The organism is Paenibacillus sp. MMO-177, assembly GCF_037147795.1.
Classification (GTDB): domain Bacteria; phylum Bacillota; class Bacilli; order Paenibacillales; family Paenibacillaceae; genus Pristimantibacillus.
In genome coordinates, this window is record NZ_JBBCUR010000004.1 from 178,249 (window position 1) to 196,088 (window position 17,840).

The 17,840-nt window shown below is 53.2% G+C and carries 15 protein-coding genes; 7 read left to right on the forward strand and 8 right to left on the reverse strand.

Going from position 1 to position 17,840, the window contains the following annotated elements; all coding sequences use genetic code 11:
- The first annotated feature begins 157 nt into the window (after nucleotides 1-157).
- The 3 genes from WFK81_RS16330 to WFK81_RS16340 all read left to right on the forward strand — a co-directional run bounded on the left by WFK81_RS16330 (nucleotide 158) and on the right by WFK81_RS16340 (nucleotide 4,801).
- Entirely contained in the window at nucleotides 158-2,011 is a 1,854-nt protein-coding gene (locus WFK81_RS16330) for an LTA synthase family protein (protein ID WP_442956066.1), read from the forward strand.
- A gap of 481 nt (nucleotides 2,012-2,492) precedes the next feature.
- Nucleotides 2,493-3,575 (forward strand): S-layer homology domain-containing protein, encoded by a 1,083-nt coding sequence (locus tag WFK81_RS16335; protein WP_336787464.1) that lies wholly within the window; start codon nucleotides 2,493-2,495, stop codon nucleotides 3,573-3,575.
- A gap of 137 nt (nucleotides 3,576-3,712) precedes the next feature.
- Nucleotides 3,713-4,801 (forward strand): S-layer homology domain-containing protein, encoded by a 1,089-nt coding sequence (locus tag WFK81_RS16340; RefSeq protein ID WP_336787465.1) that lies wholly within the window; start codon nucleotides 3,713-3,715, stop codon nucleotides 4,799-4,801.
- A gap of 42 nt (nucleotides 4,802-4,843) precedes the next feature.
- Here WFK81_RS16340 and WFK81_RS16345 read toward each other — a convergent pair whose 3' ends face one another.
- Nucleotides 4,844-5,803, reverse strand: a complete 960-nt coding sequence (locus tag WFK81_RS16345; protein ID WP_336787466.1) for an aldo/keto reductase — start codon at nucleotides 5,801-5,803, stop codon at nucleotides 4,844-4,846.
- A 153-nt stretch (nucleotides 5,804-5,956) separates the two neighbouring features.
- On the opposite strand from WFK81_RS16345, the gene WFK81_RS16350 reads away from it, so the two are divergent.
- On the forward strand, nucleotides 5,957-6,340 hold the full coding sequence (locus WFK81_RS16350) for a VOC family protein (RefSeq protein ID WP_336787467.1): 384 nt from the start codon (nucleotides 5,957-5,959) through the stop codon (nucleotides 6,338-6,340).
- 61 nt (nucleotides 6,341-6,401) lie between these two features.
- Here WFK81_RS16350 and WFK81_RS16355 read toward each other — a convergent pair whose 3' ends face one another.
- The 5 genes from WFK81_RS16355 to ggt all read right to left on the reverse strand — a co-directional run bounded on the left by WFK81_RS16355 (nucleotide 6,402) and on the right by ggt (nucleotide 11,729).
- Complete coding sequence (locus tag WFK81_RS16355) at nucleotides 6,402-6,863, reverse strand: peroxiredoxin (protein ID WP_336787468.1); 462 nt, start codon at nucleotides 6,861-6,863, stop codon at nucleotides 6,402-6,404.
- 26 nt (nucleotides 6,864-6,889) lie between these two features.
- Entirely contained in the window at nucleotides 6,890-7,963 is a 1,074-nt protein-coding gene (locus tag WFK81_RS16360; RefSeq protein ID WP_336787469.1) for an asparaginase, read from the reverse strand.
- Nucleotides 7,964-8,072: 109 nt separating this feature from the next.
- Nucleotides 8,073-8,927 (reverse strand): fumarylacetoacetate hydrolase family protein, encoded by an 855-nt coding sequence (locus WFK81_RS16365; protein WP_336787470.1) that lies wholly within the window; start codon nucleotides 8,925-8,927, stop codon nucleotides 8,073-8,075.
- Between the two features lie 3 nt (nucleotides 8,928-8,930).
- Entirely contained in the window at nucleotides 8,931-10,118 is a 1,188-nt protein-coding gene (locus tag WFK81_RS16370) for an amidase (protein ID WP_336787471.1), read from the reverse strand.
- 30 nt (nucleotides 10,119-10,148) lie between these two features.
- Nucleotides 10,149-11,729 (reverse strand): gamma-glutamyltransferase, encoded by a 1,581-nt coding sequence (gene ggt / locus WFK81_RS16375; protein WP_336787472.1) that lies wholly within the window; start codon nucleotides 11,727-11,729, stop codon nucleotides 10,149-10,151.
- Nucleotides 11,730-11,941: 212 nt separating this feature from the next.
- Between ggt and WFK81_RS16380 the strand changes: the two genes are divergently transcribed.
- From WFK81_RS16380 to WFK81_RS16390, 3 genes are all read left to right on the forward strand, one after another.
- Complete coding sequence (locus WFK81_RS16380; RefSeq protein WP_336787473.1) at nucleotides 11,942-12,424, forward strand: Lrp/AsnC family transcriptional regulator; 483 nt, start codon at nucleotides 11,942-11,944, stop codon at nucleotides 12,422-12,424.
- A gap of 94 nt (nucleotides 12,425-12,518) precedes the next feature.
- Nucleotides 12,519-13,085 carry a chromate transporter gene (locus tag WFK81_RS16385; RefSeq protein ID WP_336787804.1) on the forward strand — a complete coding sequence of 189 codons (567 nt, stop codon included), beginning with the start codon at nucleotides 12,519-12,521 and terminating at the stop codon, nucleotides 13,083-13,085.
- A complete protein-coding gene (locus WFK81_RS16390; RefSeq protein ID WP_336774841.1) occupies nucleotides 13,085-13,621 on the forward strand; it encodes a chromate transporter in 537 nt (178 codons plus the stop codon). Before WFK81_RS16385 ends, WFK81_RS16390 begins: the two co-directional genes overlap by 1 nt.
- A 432-nt stretch (nucleotides 13,622-14,053) precedes the next feature.
- Here the strand turns inward: WFK81_RS16390 and WFK81_RS16395 are convergent, their stop codons facing one another.
- Entirely contained in the window at nucleotides 14,054-17,242 is a 3,189-nt protein-coding gene (locus tag WFK81_RS16395) for an MMPL family transporter (protein WP_336787474.1), read from the reverse strand.
- The gene (locus tag WFK81_RS16400; protein ID WP_336787475.1) at nucleotides 17,239-17,715 is read right to left on the reverse strand and encodes a MarR family winged helix-turn-helix transcriptional regulator; all 477 of its coding nucleotides are present in this window, start codon (nucleotides 17,713-17,715) and stop codon (nucleotides 17,239-17,241) included. The genes WFK81_RS16395 and WFK81_RS16400 overlap by 4 nt, the downstream gene beginning before the upstream one ends.
- Nucleotides 17,716-17,840: the final 125 nt, after the last annotated feature.

Below are 17,840 nucleotides of genomic sequence, written 5' to 3' on the forward strand. Positions count from 1 at the left end.
ACATTTGTTTGCGTCATTTTGCCATACCTGGCAGACCGGCTTGAATTTTGACATTCCTCTTCCAGCCAAGCATAATGATTACAATAGAAAGATAAGTCATTATGGAACAGGCTGCTTGGTGGGAAGCCTGTTTTTACCCATGAAAGGCGGCGAAAAAGTGTCAAATCTAGCACCAAAAAGGCTTTTCAGCAAACGGCCCATTCTCGCATTCTCACTGATTGTTCTGCTTAAGAGCTTTCTAACCTGGATGGTCGTCTTTGGTGGTCCAAGCTGGACAACGTTGCTCAAGGAAGTCCCGTTTGCGTTAATTGTGTTCTGTTTGATCGAATGGTTCGCTACCAAACGCAAGCTGGTCTATTACTTAAGCGCTAACCTGCTGATGACCGGCATCCTGTTCGCGGTACTTATGTACTACAAATATTATGGCGTTATTGTTACTTACTCAGCCCTCAATCAGGTCAATCAGGTTACGGCCGTCAGCAACAGCGTCTTCTCTCTGATGGACCCTTACTATTTGCTTGTCTTTATCGATATTATCGTCATGGGTTATTATTTGGTCCGTCGCCGGAAGGGGCAGTATTGGAAGGCGGCCAGCCAAAAACGCGTCAGCCGGCGCGTTCTTGCCACTTTGTTTGCCGTTTCCCTTGCGCTTTGCCTGTTTAACATTTTGCCGAACCGCGCCAGCATGAACGAGATCGTCAAAGCGGAGCAGATGGGCATTCTTAACTATGAGGCTTATACGATTTTATCCAATAAAAAGCAGGAGCTCGTCAATCCGTCCGAGATTACGCAGGCCAAGATTGATGAATTAAAGCAAATTAAAAAGCCGGCATCCCCCAAGCTGGGGAATGCGGCCTCCGGCAAAAATCTGATCATCATCCAGATGGAGTCGTTCCAAAACTTTCTAATCAATCTGAAGATCGACGGCCATGAAATTACGCCTAACATGAACAAGCTGGCCAATGAAAGCTACTATTTCAACAATTTCTATCAAGGTGTTGGACAAGGCAATACATCGGATGCCGAGTTTGTCGTTAACACTTCTTATTATATACCGCCAAACGGCGCGGCTACGCAGGTCTACCCGAAGAAAGAGCTGCCAAGCCTTCCAAGGCTGATGCAGCAGCATGGCTACGATACGGCTACCTTCCATACCAATGTCGTGGAATTCTGGAACCGCAGCGAGCTGTACAAGGCGCTTGGCTTCAACCGTTACTATGACAAGAAGTTCTTTGGCGACGAAGATTCCGTTTTCTTCGCAGCCTCCGATGAAGTGTTGTACGCGAAGACCGCAGCCGAACTGGAGAAGATGGACCAAGGCGACAAGCCGTTCTATGCGCAGGTCATCTCCATGTCCTCCCATCATCCGTTCACCATTCCCGAGCGCAAATACAAGATGGAGCTTCCGAAGAGGTACGAGAATACCTTCGTGGGCGATTACATCCGCGCCCAGAACTATGCGGATTACGCGCTTGGCTTGTTCATTGACGATCTGAAGCAGCGCGGCATTTGGGATAACAGCGTTATCGTGCTGTACGGCGATCATCTTGGCCTGCCGATTTACTCGCTGGACCGCGATGACAAGGAATTGATGAAAGAAATTTACGGACACGAATACGGCTCAGCGGATATGATTAACATCCCGCTTATTATTACCGCACCTGGCATCACCGAGCCGGAAGTATTCAATCAGCTTGGCGGCCAGGTTGATATTCTGCCTACGGTAGCGAACCTGTTCGGCTTCCCGCTGGACGAGCAAATTCATTTCGGCCAGGATATTCTGAACAACGCGTCGGTTAACCTGCTGCCGCAGCGTTATTATCTGCCAACCGGATCATTCGTCAGCAGCGATGAACTCTTCCTCTCCGGCAGCGGTTACGAGGACGGCACGCATCTTCCGCTCTCCGGAGCAAGCACCGTGTCCCTTGACTCGGAGGACGAATTCAATCGCGCGCTGGAGCTGCTGAAATTATCCGACAGCTATGTCAGCCAGCTTCCCAACTGGAAATAGAGGGGCAGGTTAAACGGCCAACTACGGATTCGAAACCTGCTTACCGTACGTTGGATTTACTCCAGTGAAATCAGGTTAAAAGGGTGACTTGAGGGAGCTACATTGGAGTTACTCCAGTAAAACGGGTAGAATTAGATCTTCTTTAGCTAAATGCATTGATTATACTGTAGCCAATCCAATGTAAATCGTGTTTCCCGCCAACATTCTCTTTTATACTGTACAAAATCCAATGTATCTTCTACTTTGCTGGCACAGAGCAATAAAGGTTACTGTATCAATAAGGATAAAGGCTGTTCCGATGTTATGACTTTCGGGACAGCCTCTTTTTTGCCATCTTCGACACCGTGCGAACTGGTTCCAAAGATATATTTTAGCTATTCGCCGCCTAAATCTACTAATTTTCTCTAGTAGAATGCTCTCTCATCTGATAGTATCAGTAAGGGTCTATTTACAAAATAATTACATGTGAGAGGAATATGAGATGAAAACTTTTTCCCGTAGTTTTATTGTTTTCCTGGCAGCCATTGTGCTGCTCGGTCTTCCGTTCCAGGCTTCCAAAGTAAGCGCTGCGTCCTCGGAAGAAACGCTGAGTACATACTTCCCGGGCGATATCGACGATCACTGGGCTTATGACGAGCTTGACAACTTCGTTAATGCCGATCTGCTTAAAGGCTCCCTTGATTCGGCAGGCAATACCCTTGTTAAACCGGATCTGGCTATCAGCCGCGCTGAGTTCGTAGCCATTCTGGTACGCGCCCTTGGCTTAACTACAGCCGATGCAGGCAAAACATTTGCCGACGTTCCAGCCGGCAAATGGTACACCGATCCTATTCGGGTAGCAAGCTCCCTCGGTATCGTTAACGGTCTGACCGAGACGACGTTTGGTCCTAACGAACTGATCAAACGCGGCGAGATCGCTACCATGGTCGTTCGCGCATTCGAGTCCTCCGTGAAATTCGAAGGCGAAGCAAAGACCTTCTCCGACGTACCGGAATACTTCGCAACTCCATTCATTGCAAAAGCAAGCCAAGCGGGTATTGTTCGCGGAGCTACTGCAACAACGTTTAAGCCATACGCAAACGCAACGCGCGCTGAAGCTGTGGTTATGGTCCAACGTGCGCTTGATCTGCAAGCGGGCAGCCTGCCGGAAGACGCGACTCTTACAACTCTGATTGACGAATACGAGACAAAAGAAACAGAGGTTGTTAATTCGCAGGACTTCACTAAGCTTGGCGACGTTCTGGATAAATATATGACGGGTTACGCTAAAGCTCAAAACGCCGTTGACTACCAGGATTATTCGGAGCTGGCCAAGGAGGGCTACACCCTTACTTTGGAAAAGCTGACTCCGCAAAAATATGAAATCACATTGAAGACAGACCGTTTCGCTGCCATTCATGCAACAGGCAGCACATACAAAGTAACGGTTAAAGGCAAAACCGATGCCGATACGCAAACGCAAAACGTTCCGAGAGACGGCTACTACCTGCTGAAGAAAATGGACGACAACAGCTGGAAGATTTATATGTTTGCTTCCGATACCGATGACGCGTCTGGCGAATAAGAACGAAGAAGGCTTGCGGATACCCCGCAAGCCTTCTTTTTTGTATGCCAATATTTTCTCTAGTACTAAAACCTCTCATCTGATAGTATCAGTATGGGTCATTTTTACAATATCTTTACATAAGAGAGGAATATGAAATGAAAGCTTTTACCCGCAGTCTTATTGTTTTTCTGGCAGCAGTACTTCTGCTCGCACTCCCGTTCCAAGCATCCAAAGTTAGCGCCGCTTCCGCGGAAGACACCCTGTATGCTTACATGCCGATGGATATCGACGAGCATTGGGCTTACGAGGCGCTGGACAACTTCGTTTCCGCGGACTTGCTCAAGGGTTACACGGACTCCTATGGCGATACTTATCTGAAGCCCGACTTATCCATCAGCCGCGCGGAATTCGTATCCATTCTGGTGCGCGCGCTTGGTCTGACAACCGAAGAAGCAGGCAAATCCTTTGCTGACGTTCCTAACGGCAAATGGTACTCCGAGCCGATTCGGATCGCTAGCTCCCTTGGCGTTGTGAACGGTCTGACCGACACAACCTTTGGGCCTAATGAACTCGTTAAACGCGGCGAGATCGCAACGATGGTGGTCCGCGCTTTCGAATCTTCCGTCAAATTTGAGGGCGAAGCGAAGTCCTTCTCCGACGTACCGGAATACTTCGCAACACCTTTCATTGCAAAAGCAAGCCAAGCCGGCATTGTTCGCGGAGCTACCGCTACAACCTTTAAGCCTTACGCAAACGCGACTCGCGCGGAAGCCGTTGTTATGATTCAGCGCGCGCTTGATTTGCAGAAGAGCGACCTTCCCGAAGACACCGTGCTTAACGCCGTTATTAACGAGGAGAACGCTAAAGAAGTCGAAGCCGTCAATGCGGAGGAATATGATAAGCTTGGCGAAATCCAGGCGCAGTATTATACCGGCTATCAACTGGCAGCCAGCTTCTGGGACGGCGAGGACCTTGCTGCATTAAAAGAGCAGGGTTATAAAATGGCATTTGAGCTGACTGCGCCCGCAAGTTTTGAAGTCGTCTCCAAATCCAACCGTTTTGCCGTTATTCATACAACAGGCGGCAAGATTAACATGAAATTGGAAGGCCCGGACATGACGCATACTCAGATCATCCCTACGGATGCCACTTACTATCTGAAAAAAATGCCGGACAACAGCTGGAAAATCTATTATATGTATGAAGATGATCCCGAATATAGCGAAGATGATTTCGGATTGTAATAATAAAACAAGAGGCTTGCGGATATCCGCAAGCCTCTTGTTTTAAATGACGTATGAGGAGTCCGGTTCAAACAAGCGGCTGATCTGCTCGTAATCCTCGCGGGTCAGCTTCCAGCGGGAAGCGGCGGCGTTCTCCTGTACCTGGGCAACCGTCTTGGCGCCGGCAATTACCGTTGTAACCGCCTTGTTATAGAGCAGCCAATTAATCGCAACCTGGTTCAGCGGCTTGCCGATGGACCTCGCGATTCCTTGCAGCAGCTCCACCTTCAGCACATTCCCCTCGAACTGGCCTCGTTTATAGAGCGGATTGCCATAGGAGCGTATATCGTCATCCCGGAACTTCGTTACCGCGCTGAATTTGCCGGTGAGCAGCCCTTGCGCCAAAGGACTGTATGGGATAAATCCCAGCTGCTGCTTCTCGGAATAAGGAAGCTCGGCATACTCGACTTGCCTTTGCAGCAGGTTGTATGGAGATTGAAGCGAGACGACTGGCGAAACGGACTGCGCCGCCACAAGCTGATGAACGGAGAAATTCGATACGCCGATGCTGCGGATTTTACCCGCCTGGACTAGCCCGTTCAGAACCGAAAACGTCTCCTCAATCGGTACCTTGCCTTTCGGATCCGGCCAATGAACTTGATAAAGATCGATATAATCGGTATCCAGCCGAATCAGACTGTCATCCACCTCGCGGATAATGCTTGCTCCGGACAAGTCGATATCGACCTGGTAACGGTCATCCCAGACAAGACCGCATTTAGTCGCAATAAGCACTTTATCCCGTACGGCCTTAAGCGCTTTTCCCAGCACTCTCTCCGATTCCCCGAATCCATATACCGGAGCCGTATCGAAGAAGGTAATCCCCAGATCAATGGCTTTATCTATCGCCTGCCGGATCTCCTTCTCCTCTACAACTCCCCAGCCGTTTCTGCCTGCAGCCCATGCTCCAAAGCCAATAACCGACGGGTACAGCTCACTTGCGCCCAGCCTTCTTGTCTCCATTCCTCTGCCTCCTTTTATCCGCTCAACTTTTATCATATAATACCTATTTATTTACTTGGAATTATTTCTCATTATACTCCCCCCTTCGTTGCTTGACAACGAAAGAATGAATGCCTATGATGGGGTCAACCTAGAGGAGAAGGAGCAATGCAAATGGCACGCAAACGCGTCGATCACGTTGGAATTATGGTAAGGGATATGGAGGCAACCATCCGCTTCTACGAGGAGTTTGTGGGACTGACCCTGAAAGGCCGTCTTACTCATACGAATGGCGTTATTGAACTGGCTTTCCTTGGCTTCGGGGATTCCGATGAGACGGAGATTGAATTAATCCAGCATTATAACGGCGAGCTGCCCGTTGAAGGCCGCGTTCACCACTTCGCGATTCATGTGGACGATGTGGATGCGGAATTCGCGCGTTTGAAAGAGACAAGCGTAACGTTTATCGACGAGGACATTACAACGCTGCCTAACGGCTACCGTTACTTCTTCATCAGCGGACCGGAAGGCGAACGAATCGAATTCTTCCAGCGTTAATACATAAGAAGAAGCCTCCATCTCCACCGTTTGTGGATTTGGAGGCTTCTTTTAATCTTATTTATTTAACCGCTTCGAGCACTTCAAGAACGTGGCCGTCTACCGACACGCCGCGCCATTCGCGCGCCAGTACGCCGTTCTCGTCGATCAGGAACGTCGAGCGCTCGATTCCCATGAACGTTTCGCCGTTCCAGGAGCGCTCCTTCCATACGCCAAACAGCTCGGATGCTACATGCTCCGTATCGGCAAGCAGCGGGAAAGGAAGCTGGAAATCGTTAATGAAGGTATCATGCGAAGCAAGGTCGTCCGGGCTGATGCCGATAACCTCCGTATTATACGATTTGAACTGCCCGTTGTAGTCGCGGAAGTCGCAGGACTCCACCGTACAGCCCGGCGTATTATCCTTCGGGTAGAAATAAATGACCAGCTTTTTGCCCTTGTAGTCGGACAGCGAGATATTGCCGCCCGTAGAAGCCGGCAGGGTGAAATCCGGTACAGCTTGCCCTACTTGCGCTTGCGTCATAAATGAACACCTCTCCTCGAAACGTTTTATACGTCAAGTTTACCACGATTAGCCACAAATTCGTAGAACATCGGCTGCTCCATAACGAAGGAATGAATCTCTTCTTTGCCAAGCGGCAGCGAGTAAGCCAAAGTCAGCTTCATAAGCGCGGCTTCAACGGACATGTTCTCGATAAAGACCGCTCCCGCTTCCAGCAGCCGGATAGACGAAGCATACATCGCTTCGCTGCTGTCCTTGAGCGGACATAGGTACAAGTCAACGCCATGCTCCGCGCAATACTCGGCAAACTGCAGGAGAGAATGGGAATCCGCCCCGCTTGCATTCGCCGTTCCGGAATGGAACAAGTCATGCAGCACGGCTTTTGGCTTATGCACGGAGAAATCGTAATACGAATAATTCAGCCCCGGAAAAGGACGGATATACAGCATGCCGGATTGAATGCCTTCGCCGTCCTCCAGCCACGGACTGCTCACCGGCTGACGCGCGCGCAGCTCTTCATGAGTAGGGTTAAACGGATGGTCGTAACGGATCAATCTTCCGCCAGTCATGGTGCCGTAAGGCACGCTGTAAGGGCTGTCGAACTGGTCGGTAAACGATTCGCATTGCGTAATGCGGCTGCCGAGATAAACGACCGATTCCCCTTTGTCATTGCGGTAAATGACAAATACGCCCGGCGCCGCATCCTCCGAAATAAAGTCCACCGCCGCCGCAAAGTTGCTCAGACCGTTCGCCCGCTCGTCGCCAAGCGGATAATTGCTGGCCACAAGGACCAGTGGGATTGTCAGGTCGCATAAAACAAAGCTGAGAAGCGCCGCCGAAAAGGCAAGCGTGTCCGAGCCATGCGTCACAATAATACCGTCGTACTTGGATTGATCGACGGCCCTGATCGCCGCAATCAATGTATTCCAGTCCGACGGCACGATATTTTCGCTCAATATATTCATCGGTTGAACCGTTTCAAGGTCCGCCTCCCGCTTCAGCCCGCTCGCCATGTAAGCATCAATCAAATGGTAAGAGCCCGCTTCATTCACCGAAATCGCGCCGTTATCGTTCTTGCTGCCGATTGTTCCGCCGGTGAACATCACAAGTATTTGGCTCATCTGTAACTCCCTCTCCGTTTCAGCAATTGGAATATGGTTCCCGTACTCAGTCGTCCCCATATGCACCCTAAATCATACTAAACCGGACTTGAGGCTTGCAAGCAAACGATTAACGAACCCCGCTTCGCAGCGGCGACAGACCCTGGATACGGCATTCGATGACATCGCCGCTCCGAATGACGGCCGCGCCCGGCGTACCGGTCAGGATAACGTCTCCCGGCAGCAGCGTCATCACCTGCGAATGGAAGGCAATCAGATAAGCAGGCGGGAAAATCATATTCGCCAGCTTGGCGGCATGCGCCAGCCCGCCGTTATGCCACGTCTCCACCTGAAGCTCCGTCAGCTCTCCCGCTTCATCCGGCGTGATCAGCTCGGAGCCAAAGGTAAAGAACGTATCAAAGCTTTTCGCCCGGGTCAAATACCGCATATGCCGGGCATGAATATCCGCCGCCGTCGTATCGATTGCCGCCGCAAAACCGGCGATGGCAAGCAGCGCATCGTCCTCCGAAACATTCCGGCATGTCCGGCCGATAATAATGGCCAGCTCCGCTTCGGCCGTCACCCGCTCGGATTGGGCAGGCAATACAATATCCTCGCCGTCGCCGATCATGGACGTATCCGGCTTCATAAAGCTGACCGGCTCTTCTTCGCGAAGGACAGCAAGCTGACTCGCGTCCGCCGCGTAATTCATGCCGATTCCCCATATTTTGCGGGGATGGCGGTACAGCGGCGCGGGGCTTGCTTCCCGAGCCGGGATGACCGGTAAGGCGGCCAATCTCTCTTGGCCGCCTTCGTTATACCAGGCCGTCAGCTCTGCCAACCGGCCGCTTGTAATCAGGCCAATTACATTCGTCGGCCTGTCTGCTCCCGTGCCGCGGTTCAGCTCCGCCAGCGTTACATATCCTTCGGGCACCGCTATGCTGCCCTGCTCTACACCGTCATGCACAATCGTCGCCAGCTTCATCGCCTACCGCCCCTTCTCGAATTGTTCCGCCCAGCGCAGCAGGTTAAGGTCCTGCTTCGCGCCCGCTATAACCGACAGCGCGATAGGAGCCCCGTCGACCTCGCCTGCGGGAATCGTTAGCTGCGGAAGTCCCGACAGCCCCGCAATACAGGACAGCTGCATCGTACGGAACCTGCGCTCTTCAACGGCAGGCCCATGAATGGTCCGGCTTGGCGCAGTACCCGGGATGGTCGGAATGACGAGCAGACCGTCATCGCCAAGCAGCTCCCTCAGCCGTTCCCGGATAACTGCCCTTAGCGCTCCGTCCCTGTCGGCTTCCGCGCCCGTTATCTTGCTTGCGGAAGCAAATCTCGCGCCAATGCTTTCGCCAAACACCGGCTTCTCCCGGATAATCCATTCGCCATGCGTCCGCCAGATTTCCCGTCCTTGCGTCGTGCGGAACGCATGGCTCCAAGCTTCCAGACCTTCCGGCGCGACCCGGCGCCACTCCTGTTTAATGCCTTCTGTCTGTACGAGCTGTATGCAGACGCTCTCCAGCTCCTTGCGGCAGGAAGGCTCCGCCTTCTCCCACGCTTCCTCGGCAAAGATCAGCCTGCGAAAATCCTGCTCAGGCGTTTCCTCAACGATAGTCCCGGTTAACAAGACCGCGCCCACCTGGCGCAGCAGAGAGATGTCTCTTGCCATCCAGCCGACGGTATCGTAGCTTGGAGCGAGCGGAATAACCCCGTCAATGGAAACAACGTCATGCGTCGGCCGGAATCCGTAAATCCCGCAATAAGCGGCGGGCACGCGGACCGAGCCGCCCGTATCCGTGCCAAGCGCAAAGTCGACAGCGCCCGCCGCCACCGCAACCGCCGAGCCGCTGGACGAGCCGCCCGGAATCCGGTCCGGCGCCTTCGGATTAACCGGCGTGCCGTAATGTTCGTTTTGACCGTTAATGCTGTACATCAATTCATCCGTATGGGTTGTGCCGGTGAGGCGCGCGCCCGAGGCCAGCAGCTTGCCGATCGAGGAGGCCGTCTTCTCCCAAGGCGAATGCGTACGTTGCCAATCCGGATTGCCGGCCCCGCTTGTGTACCCTTTTATCGCAAATACATCCTTTACGGCAAATGCCAGACCGCCAAGCGGTCCCTCTCCGGCCGGCGGCAGCTCAAGCTCCGGCCGTACAAACGCGTTGTACGTATCGATCATGGAATAATCCCTCCCTCTCTATCCATCCGTCTACCAACCAATTGCCGAACCGTCGCAGCGCGGGTCGGCGCCTCCGCTCAGCAGACCGTCCTTGCTTATCGCAATGGCATGAGCATGCCCCATTACCCCATCGAAATCAGGCAATCTGCGGACAAGATGTCCCGCCTCCCCCAGCTTATCGGCCGTCTCTTTCGAGATCCGCCCTTCCAGCTTCAGCTCCTGCGTTGGCGCTCCCCAAGTGCGTCCCCATACGAAACGCGGCTCGCTGACCGCCTGCTGCGGATTCATGCCAAAGTCGATCATCCGCGTCAGCATCAGCGTCTGCGTCTGCGGCTGCCCTTCCCCGCCCTGCGTACCGTACAAAAAGCCCGGTCTGCCGCTTAGGCAAGCCATTGCCGGCATCAGCGTATGGAAGGTCCGCTTGCGCGGTTCCAGCCGATTAATATGGTTCGGGTCAAGCGAGAAGAACGAACCGCGGTTTTGAAGAAGAACGCCGGTATCCCCCGCCACTACGCCGGAGCCAAACTCGAAATACAAGCTTTGGATAAAAGAAACCGCATTGCCGTCCTCGTCCACAACGGCCGCATAAGCGGTATCGCTGCCGACCGGCTGGCTGTTGATGTCTACGGCAGCATCCTTTTTAATGGATGCCGCAAGCTCTGCCGCATACTCCTTGCTGAGCAGCCGGTCAAGCGGGACGGCCGAGAAGGACGGATCCGTCAAATACCGGTTGCGGTCGCGGAAGCTCAGCTTCAGCGCCTCCGTCAGCACATGATAATACTCATAGGAGCCATGCCCCATCGCTGCCAGATCAAATTGCTCCAGGATTTGCAAAGCCATAATGCCGGTGAAGCCCTGCGAATTCGGCGGCACCTGATAAATATCGTAACCGCGATAGGAACCGCGGATCGGCTCCACCCATTCGCCGCTATGCGCGGCGAAATCGTCCTCCGTCAGCAGCCCGCCTTCGGCCTGCAGGAAACGGGCAATCTCTTCAGCCACCTCTCCGCGGTAGAAGCCGTCCCTTCCATTTTCCGCAATGGTGCTTAAGGTTGCCGCAAGCTTCGACTGGACAAACCTTTCTCCAGCCGAAAGGATGCGCCCGCCCGGCAAATAGATCTCAGCCGTAGTATGCTGTTCTCTCAACATGTCGGCATGCTGCTTGGTATGTTCATATTGATCGGGTGACATCGGGAAACCTTCCGACGCATACGAAACCGCCGGCTCCAGCACTTCCGCAAACGTTAAGCGGCCGTACCGGTTCTGCACCGCATACCAGCCGTCGACCATGCCGGGCACCGTAATGGCGCTGCGGGGTCCTCTTGTCGGAATCGCCTCTACGTCGGCAAAAGCTTCAATAGCTGCTTCGCCTCCCGACCGACCGCTTCCATTATAGGCCCGCACTTCCCCGTCCGAAGCGTGATAGGAAAGGAAAAAAGCATCCCCCCCAACGCCCGTCATATGCGGATAAACAACCGCCAGGCATGCGCTGACCGCAACCGCCGCGTCAAACGCGTTGCCTCCCCGCTCCAATACGCGTGCGCCTGCCGCCGTTGCCAAGTGATGCGGACTTACAACCATCGCTTTTGTACCCGTAACCGGCTTCTTCATCCCCATGCCACCTCGTAAAAGTCAGGTTTACTAACATTATAGATTTAAAGTAACACGCCACCCGGCACTCAGCAACGAAAAAGAAAGCCATTTCCGTGATTTTTGTTGATGATGAACAAAAAACGCTATATATTTATGCATATGGTAATGAATCTTTCGATTTTACATACCTTTTGCATATACAAAAGCAATGGAGAGGAGATAGACTAAGCATGCAGCACCGCACTTCAAGTCCAATCGAGAACGTTCAGATCGACGAAATCGATCGTAAAATCATTTCCGCCCTGCATCAGAACGGCAGAATCTCTTACACTGACCTGGCCAAGGATATCGGTCTATCCCGCGTCGCCGTGCAGGCCCGCATCAATACGCTGATGGAAGAGGGCGTCATCGAGCGGTTCACGGCCGTTATTAATCCGGAAAAGATCGGCATTACGGTCAGCGCTTTTTTTAACGTGGAGGTAGAGCCCAAATATCTTCATGAAGTTGCGGACCGCTTAGCCGACGAGCCAGTTGTCACCAGCCTGTATCATATGACGGGCCCAAGCAAGCTGCATATGCACGGACTGTTTACGAGCAATCAGGAGATGGAGACCTTTATGCGGGAGAAGCTATACCCGCTGCCCGGCATTATGGGCGTCGACTGCCAGGTGCTGATTAACCGATACAAAAGTCGGATGGGAATGAGGCTGTAGCATGGAAACGACAACGTCTTTGGAGCCGGGCAAGAGCCCGCCTCAGACCGGAAGACCTTCCGGTTTAACCGATTACGGCCACATCGTGTGGGCCATGGTCAAAACCGGTGTATTAGGCTATGGCGGCGGACCGTCCGTTATTCCGCTTATCCGCTATGAAGCCGTTACCCGCTATCATTGGATCGACGATGATGAATTCGCCGAGATTTTGGCGCTGGCTAACGCCCTCCCGGGACCTATCGCCACCAAAATGGCCGCCTACCTCGGCTACCGCCGCAAAGGCTGGCTTGGCGCTGTCGTTGCCGTTCTTGCGCATATTCTGCCTTCGGCAATCGCCATGATCGCGCTGCTGTCGGTGGTGCAATATTTAAGCGGTTCGGCTGTCATCCAAGGGATGATCTCCGCCGTTATTCCGGTCATTGCCGTTATGCTTGGCGTTATGGCATACGAATTTGCGAACCGGGCCGTCAAAGGGCTTGGCAAATGGATGGGTTTTGCCATGTTTGCGGTGGCATTTCTCCTTCTTCAAATTATTAATATTGAAGATGCGATCGTTATCGTCGCCTTTCTTGCGTACGGAGCGGTACATTTCAAAGCGGCGGGCTGGGTTGCCAAGTGGAAAAACAAACGGCGCGTTCGTTCTGAAGGAGGCGGCGACTAATGGATTGGCTTGACCTTATAATCGGGTTCTTCGTTGCCAACGTGCTTGGCTATGGCGGCGGCCCCGCTTCCATCCCGCTTATGTACAACCAGATCGTTACGCATTACGGTTGGACGAACGATGCCGAATTCTCGAATATCCTTGCGCTGGGCAACGCCTTGCCCGGACCAATCGCGACCAAGATCGCCGCGTTTATCGGCTATGATGTAGCCGGCTGGCCCGGTCTGGTCCTGGCGCTTGCGGCTACGATCGTCCCTTCCGCCGTAGCGCTTATTTTCCTGCTCAAGCTGCTGCAGAAGCACCGCCAATCCCCGATTGTTAAAGGGATGACGCTGCTTGTCCAGCCGGTTGTCGCCATTATGATGGTGCTGCTCACCTGGCAGATGGTCGATACGTCGATCCATTCCACCAACCTGTGGCAGACGCTTGGCATTGCGGCCGTAGCTTACTGGCTGATGGAGCGCAAAAAAGTCCATCCCGCGATCGTCATCTGCATCGCCTTTGTCTACGGCGGCACGGTGCTGGCGCATATCTAACACAACGGAGCAAGGATCCGCTTTGGAGCTTTGCGACGCGGCTTTACGACACAGCTTTGCGACACAGCTTTGCGTATCTGCAGCTTTATAGCTTTGTGCCTTTGCTGCTTTGCAGCGAATCCTTCGTTACATAAATGACCTCTCCCTCGCCTACATTGGAGTTCATCCAGCATAACGGCGCGTTAGAGCTAAGTTATGAACGCTACACTGGATTCCTTCCAACGAAATGCGTTCATTTTGGCGAAAGAAGCTCAAATAAGCGCAAGCCATTGGATGAAATCCAACGTAGGCTGCCTCAATAGAAAAAAAAAGACGCTCTACATTGGACAATCTCCAACGTAGAGCGTCAGACTTCAGGACCCGCGGGCCGGTCCAAGCCTGCCATAAGCAAAAGCGGCTGTACTAGGGTTATCCCCCGCACAGCCGCTTTTTTTACATATCTTTAGAATGCGTATGGACCTCGCGTCCTGCCGGTACGTATTCCTCATCGGACTTCATGAACGGCCAGTAGTTCGCTTTGCCGAACATCCGCACCATAACCGGAATGAACAGCGGCAGCATCACCAGCGCGTACAGGAACAAGCCGCAGAGCACGATCGTGGCAATCTGCAAGAGCGACATAACCCCCGAAGGAAGCATCGCCGCAAAGGTGCCGCCCAGAATAACGGCTGCCGACATAATGACGGTGCCCATGTTTTTCATCGCGGCCAGAATCGCTTCGGTAGGAGACAGCTGATCGCGGTATTCCTTGAAGCGGTCCATCAGGAAGATGCTGTAGTCGATGCCCAGCGCCACCAGCATAACGAAGCCGAAGAACGGAACCGCCCAGCTGATGCCGGTATGCCCCAGCATCCGGACGAAGATGACTTCGGTGATTGCCATCGACGTATAGAACGTTACGAGCAGCGAAGCGATCATATACAGCGGCATGATGATGGAACGGAACAAGATAATCAGAATAATGGCAATGCCAATAATCATGAGCATAACCGTGCGGGAGTAATCCGCGTTCGAGATATTGCTCAAATCGTTGTTCATGCTGGAGACGCCGCCAACCGCGTAAGTAACATGACCAGCAAAAGGTGTGCCCTGCACGCCGCGTCCCACTGCCGCTTCCAGATCATCAATCCGGGACATCGTTTCCTCTTCGTATGGGTTGCCGCTGAAGACAACGTCAAACTTCGCCGATTTGCGGTCTTCGGACAAATAAATGTTCAAAGCTTGCTGGAAGTCGTCATTCTTAATCGCTTCATCCGGGATAAACCAGCCGGTCATCTGCTTGTTCGGCGAGGAAGACAGCTCATTGAGATACCCTTTCGCCGAAGATAATCCGTCCGTTACCTGCGTCAGGCCGTCAACGCTTTGATTCAGTCCATCCGTCAGTTGGCCAAGCTGGCCGTTCAGCTCCGCAAAGCCGGACTGCAGCTCTTTCTGTCCGTTCGACAGCTGATCCAGACCTTGCGTAACGCCAGGCAGCTTCGAGACGATCTGGCCTTGGCCGTTCGCCGCCTGCTCAATGCCTTTTTGCAGATCGGAAATACCGTTTGCCAGCTTGGCGAGTCCCGCCGCAAGCGCCGCTTGCCCGTCAGCCGCTTGCTTGTAGCCGGCATTTGCTTTGTCCAGCCCGCCGCTAACGCCGGTAAGCTGCGCATTCAGCTTGGACATCTGCCCGCTCAGACCGGAAGCTTCCTGTCCAAGCTGCTTCACCGAGCTTAACGCTTGCTGATAAGCCGCATCCTCCGCGAGCTCCGGATGGGTTGCGCTAAGTCCCGAGATGCCTTGCTCAAGACTCGATAATCCGTCCGCAAGCTTCGCCTGCTCGGTTGCAACCGATTGATAAGCCTGCGTAAGCTGCGTTAATCCGCTGCCCGCCTGCTGATAACCCTTCATCAGATCCCGGCTTGCCGCCGCAAGCTGATCGGCGCTTGCTTTGGCTTGCTTCAGCCCGGCCGTTAATTCTTTGGCTCCGGCTGAGCCGTCCTTCAGACCGCGTTCAATCTGCTTTAGCCCGGTACCCAGCTGGTCGATACCGCCCTTCAGCGCATTGGTGCCCTCCACCAACTTGCCGGCACCGGCCGCCGCATCGTTCAGCTTTGGTCCGTTTTTGCTAAGCTCGGAGCTGGCGTCCGATAAGCCGGAGCCGATTTTGCCAAGCCCGTCATTGCTTTGCCCTAGTCCGTCTTCCAGCGTTCCGGCCTGGCCCGACACAAGGAAATCATTCATCGCTTCGCCGGTCGGACGCGTTGCGCTGCGGACGACCTTTACGCCGTCAACCTTGCCCAGCTCGCGGCTGATCTGCTCAACCGCCGCAAGTCCGTCAGAGGTATCGAGCGGCTTATCGGATTTCAAGACAACCGTCGTTGGCAGCGATTCGCCGGGCCCAAAGCTGTCAGCGATAATATTAAACGCTTTGACCGAATCGTATTTATCGCCAATCTCGTCGAGCGAGTTAAACGACAGGGAGCCTTTGTATGCCGTAAGGAACGGCACAACCAGCACCGCCAAAATAACGAGCGCCCAGATGGGACGTTTCAGCGAGAAGCTGCCGACAGCGCCCCAGAGGCCGCTAGGCTTATGCTCCAGCGAGCCTTTCGAAGGCCAAAAGAGCTTAGGCCCAAGCGTTGCCATAAAGAACGGTACAATCGTAAACAGGGCCAGCAGCAGCACGGCGATCCCAACGGCTACCGCCACCGCGGAGCGGTACAGAATAAAGGTCGAGAAGCCAATGGAAGCGAAGCCGACCAATACGGCCAAGCCGGAGAAGAGAACCGTTCTGCCCGCCGTTTTGTAAGTAGCTACAATCGATTCCGGAATATCGCCGCCGCGATGCGACAGCTCTTCCTTAAACCGGCTGATCAACAAAATGCAGTAATCCGTCCCGATCCCGAACAACACGGCAACGAGAAAAATCTGCGTAAAGTTGGAGAGCGGGAAATCCATGTATTTGACTAGGAAAGCAACGATCGACTGCGTCACCATGTAAGTAAAACCAACCGTCAGAAGCGGCACAATCGGCGCCACCGCCGAACGGAACACCACGAACAGAATGATAAGAATAAAGCCGACCGTAATAAATTCGGTTTTCTTTAGCCCTTCCTGAGAGCTTGTGACAACGTCCTCCGAAATAAGCCAGTTGCCGGTGTAATAATGCTCAATCTTAACGTCTTTAAGCGCGTCGTACAGATGATCGCGGACTTGCGCGAGCTCCGCTCCGTCCAGGTTCACGTTAACGAGTACCAGCACGGTAGAGTCGTCTTTCGCCACCATTTGCTTCGCCAGCTCCGGCGTATCGAAATGCGTCGTCAGCGAAGTGATGCGCAGCTTGTCTTTTTCCTCCTTCAGCTTGTTAATGCCGCTCTGTATGCTGGACAGGTCATCGGCAGACAAGCCGCCGTCCTTATGAAAGACGAGTACCGTAGAGGCACCTCCTCCCCCGGAGTCCTTCGTGCCGATCGCCTTCACCATGTCCGCAGCGATTGTCGACGAGTAGCCGTCAGGCACATTCACCTGCCCTTTCTCGCGGACGAGGTCCTGCATATTGGGGGCGCTTAGCATGAGCCCAACCATAACCGCAATCCAGACAACAAGGAGAATCCATCTTGCTTTGATTACCGTCTTCATTTTTTCTCTAACTCCTCTCCATCTCCCGGCGGCTGTGACATAACCATGGCCAGCTTTTCATAAGTCTCAATAAACGCCAATGCTTCCTTCTCGTTGAAATGCTGCAGGTACTTCGCAATGACTTCCTGAATTTTGACTTCCACCTGATCCGCCATCCGTTTGCCTTCTTCCGTCAGCCGGAGCAGCGTAACGCGGCGGTCCTTCTCATCGGGAATTCTCTCGAGCAGCTGTTTATCGAATAAGCGCGTAATGATGGCGGTAATGGAGCTTTTGCCTACGCAGAAGGCATCGGCTAACTCCGTAGAAGTACACACCCCCATGGTGCGCAAATAACGCAGCGTCGAGGATTGATCAAAGGTCAGATCGTCCGGCATCAAATCGCGGAACATCGCGGTCAGTCTGCGGTGTACGGTAAAATGCGCGCCTTCATAACGCCGAATGATCTGCCCCAGCATTTCGTTGTCTATGACCATATGTGTAATCCCTCTCGTTTTCAATCATTTAGTTTCATTATAGAACTATTCGACAGTAGAACTATAACAAAAGGATTAGTCGTCAGTCAACCAAGATAAATCCATTAATTTGAAAATTTTATGAA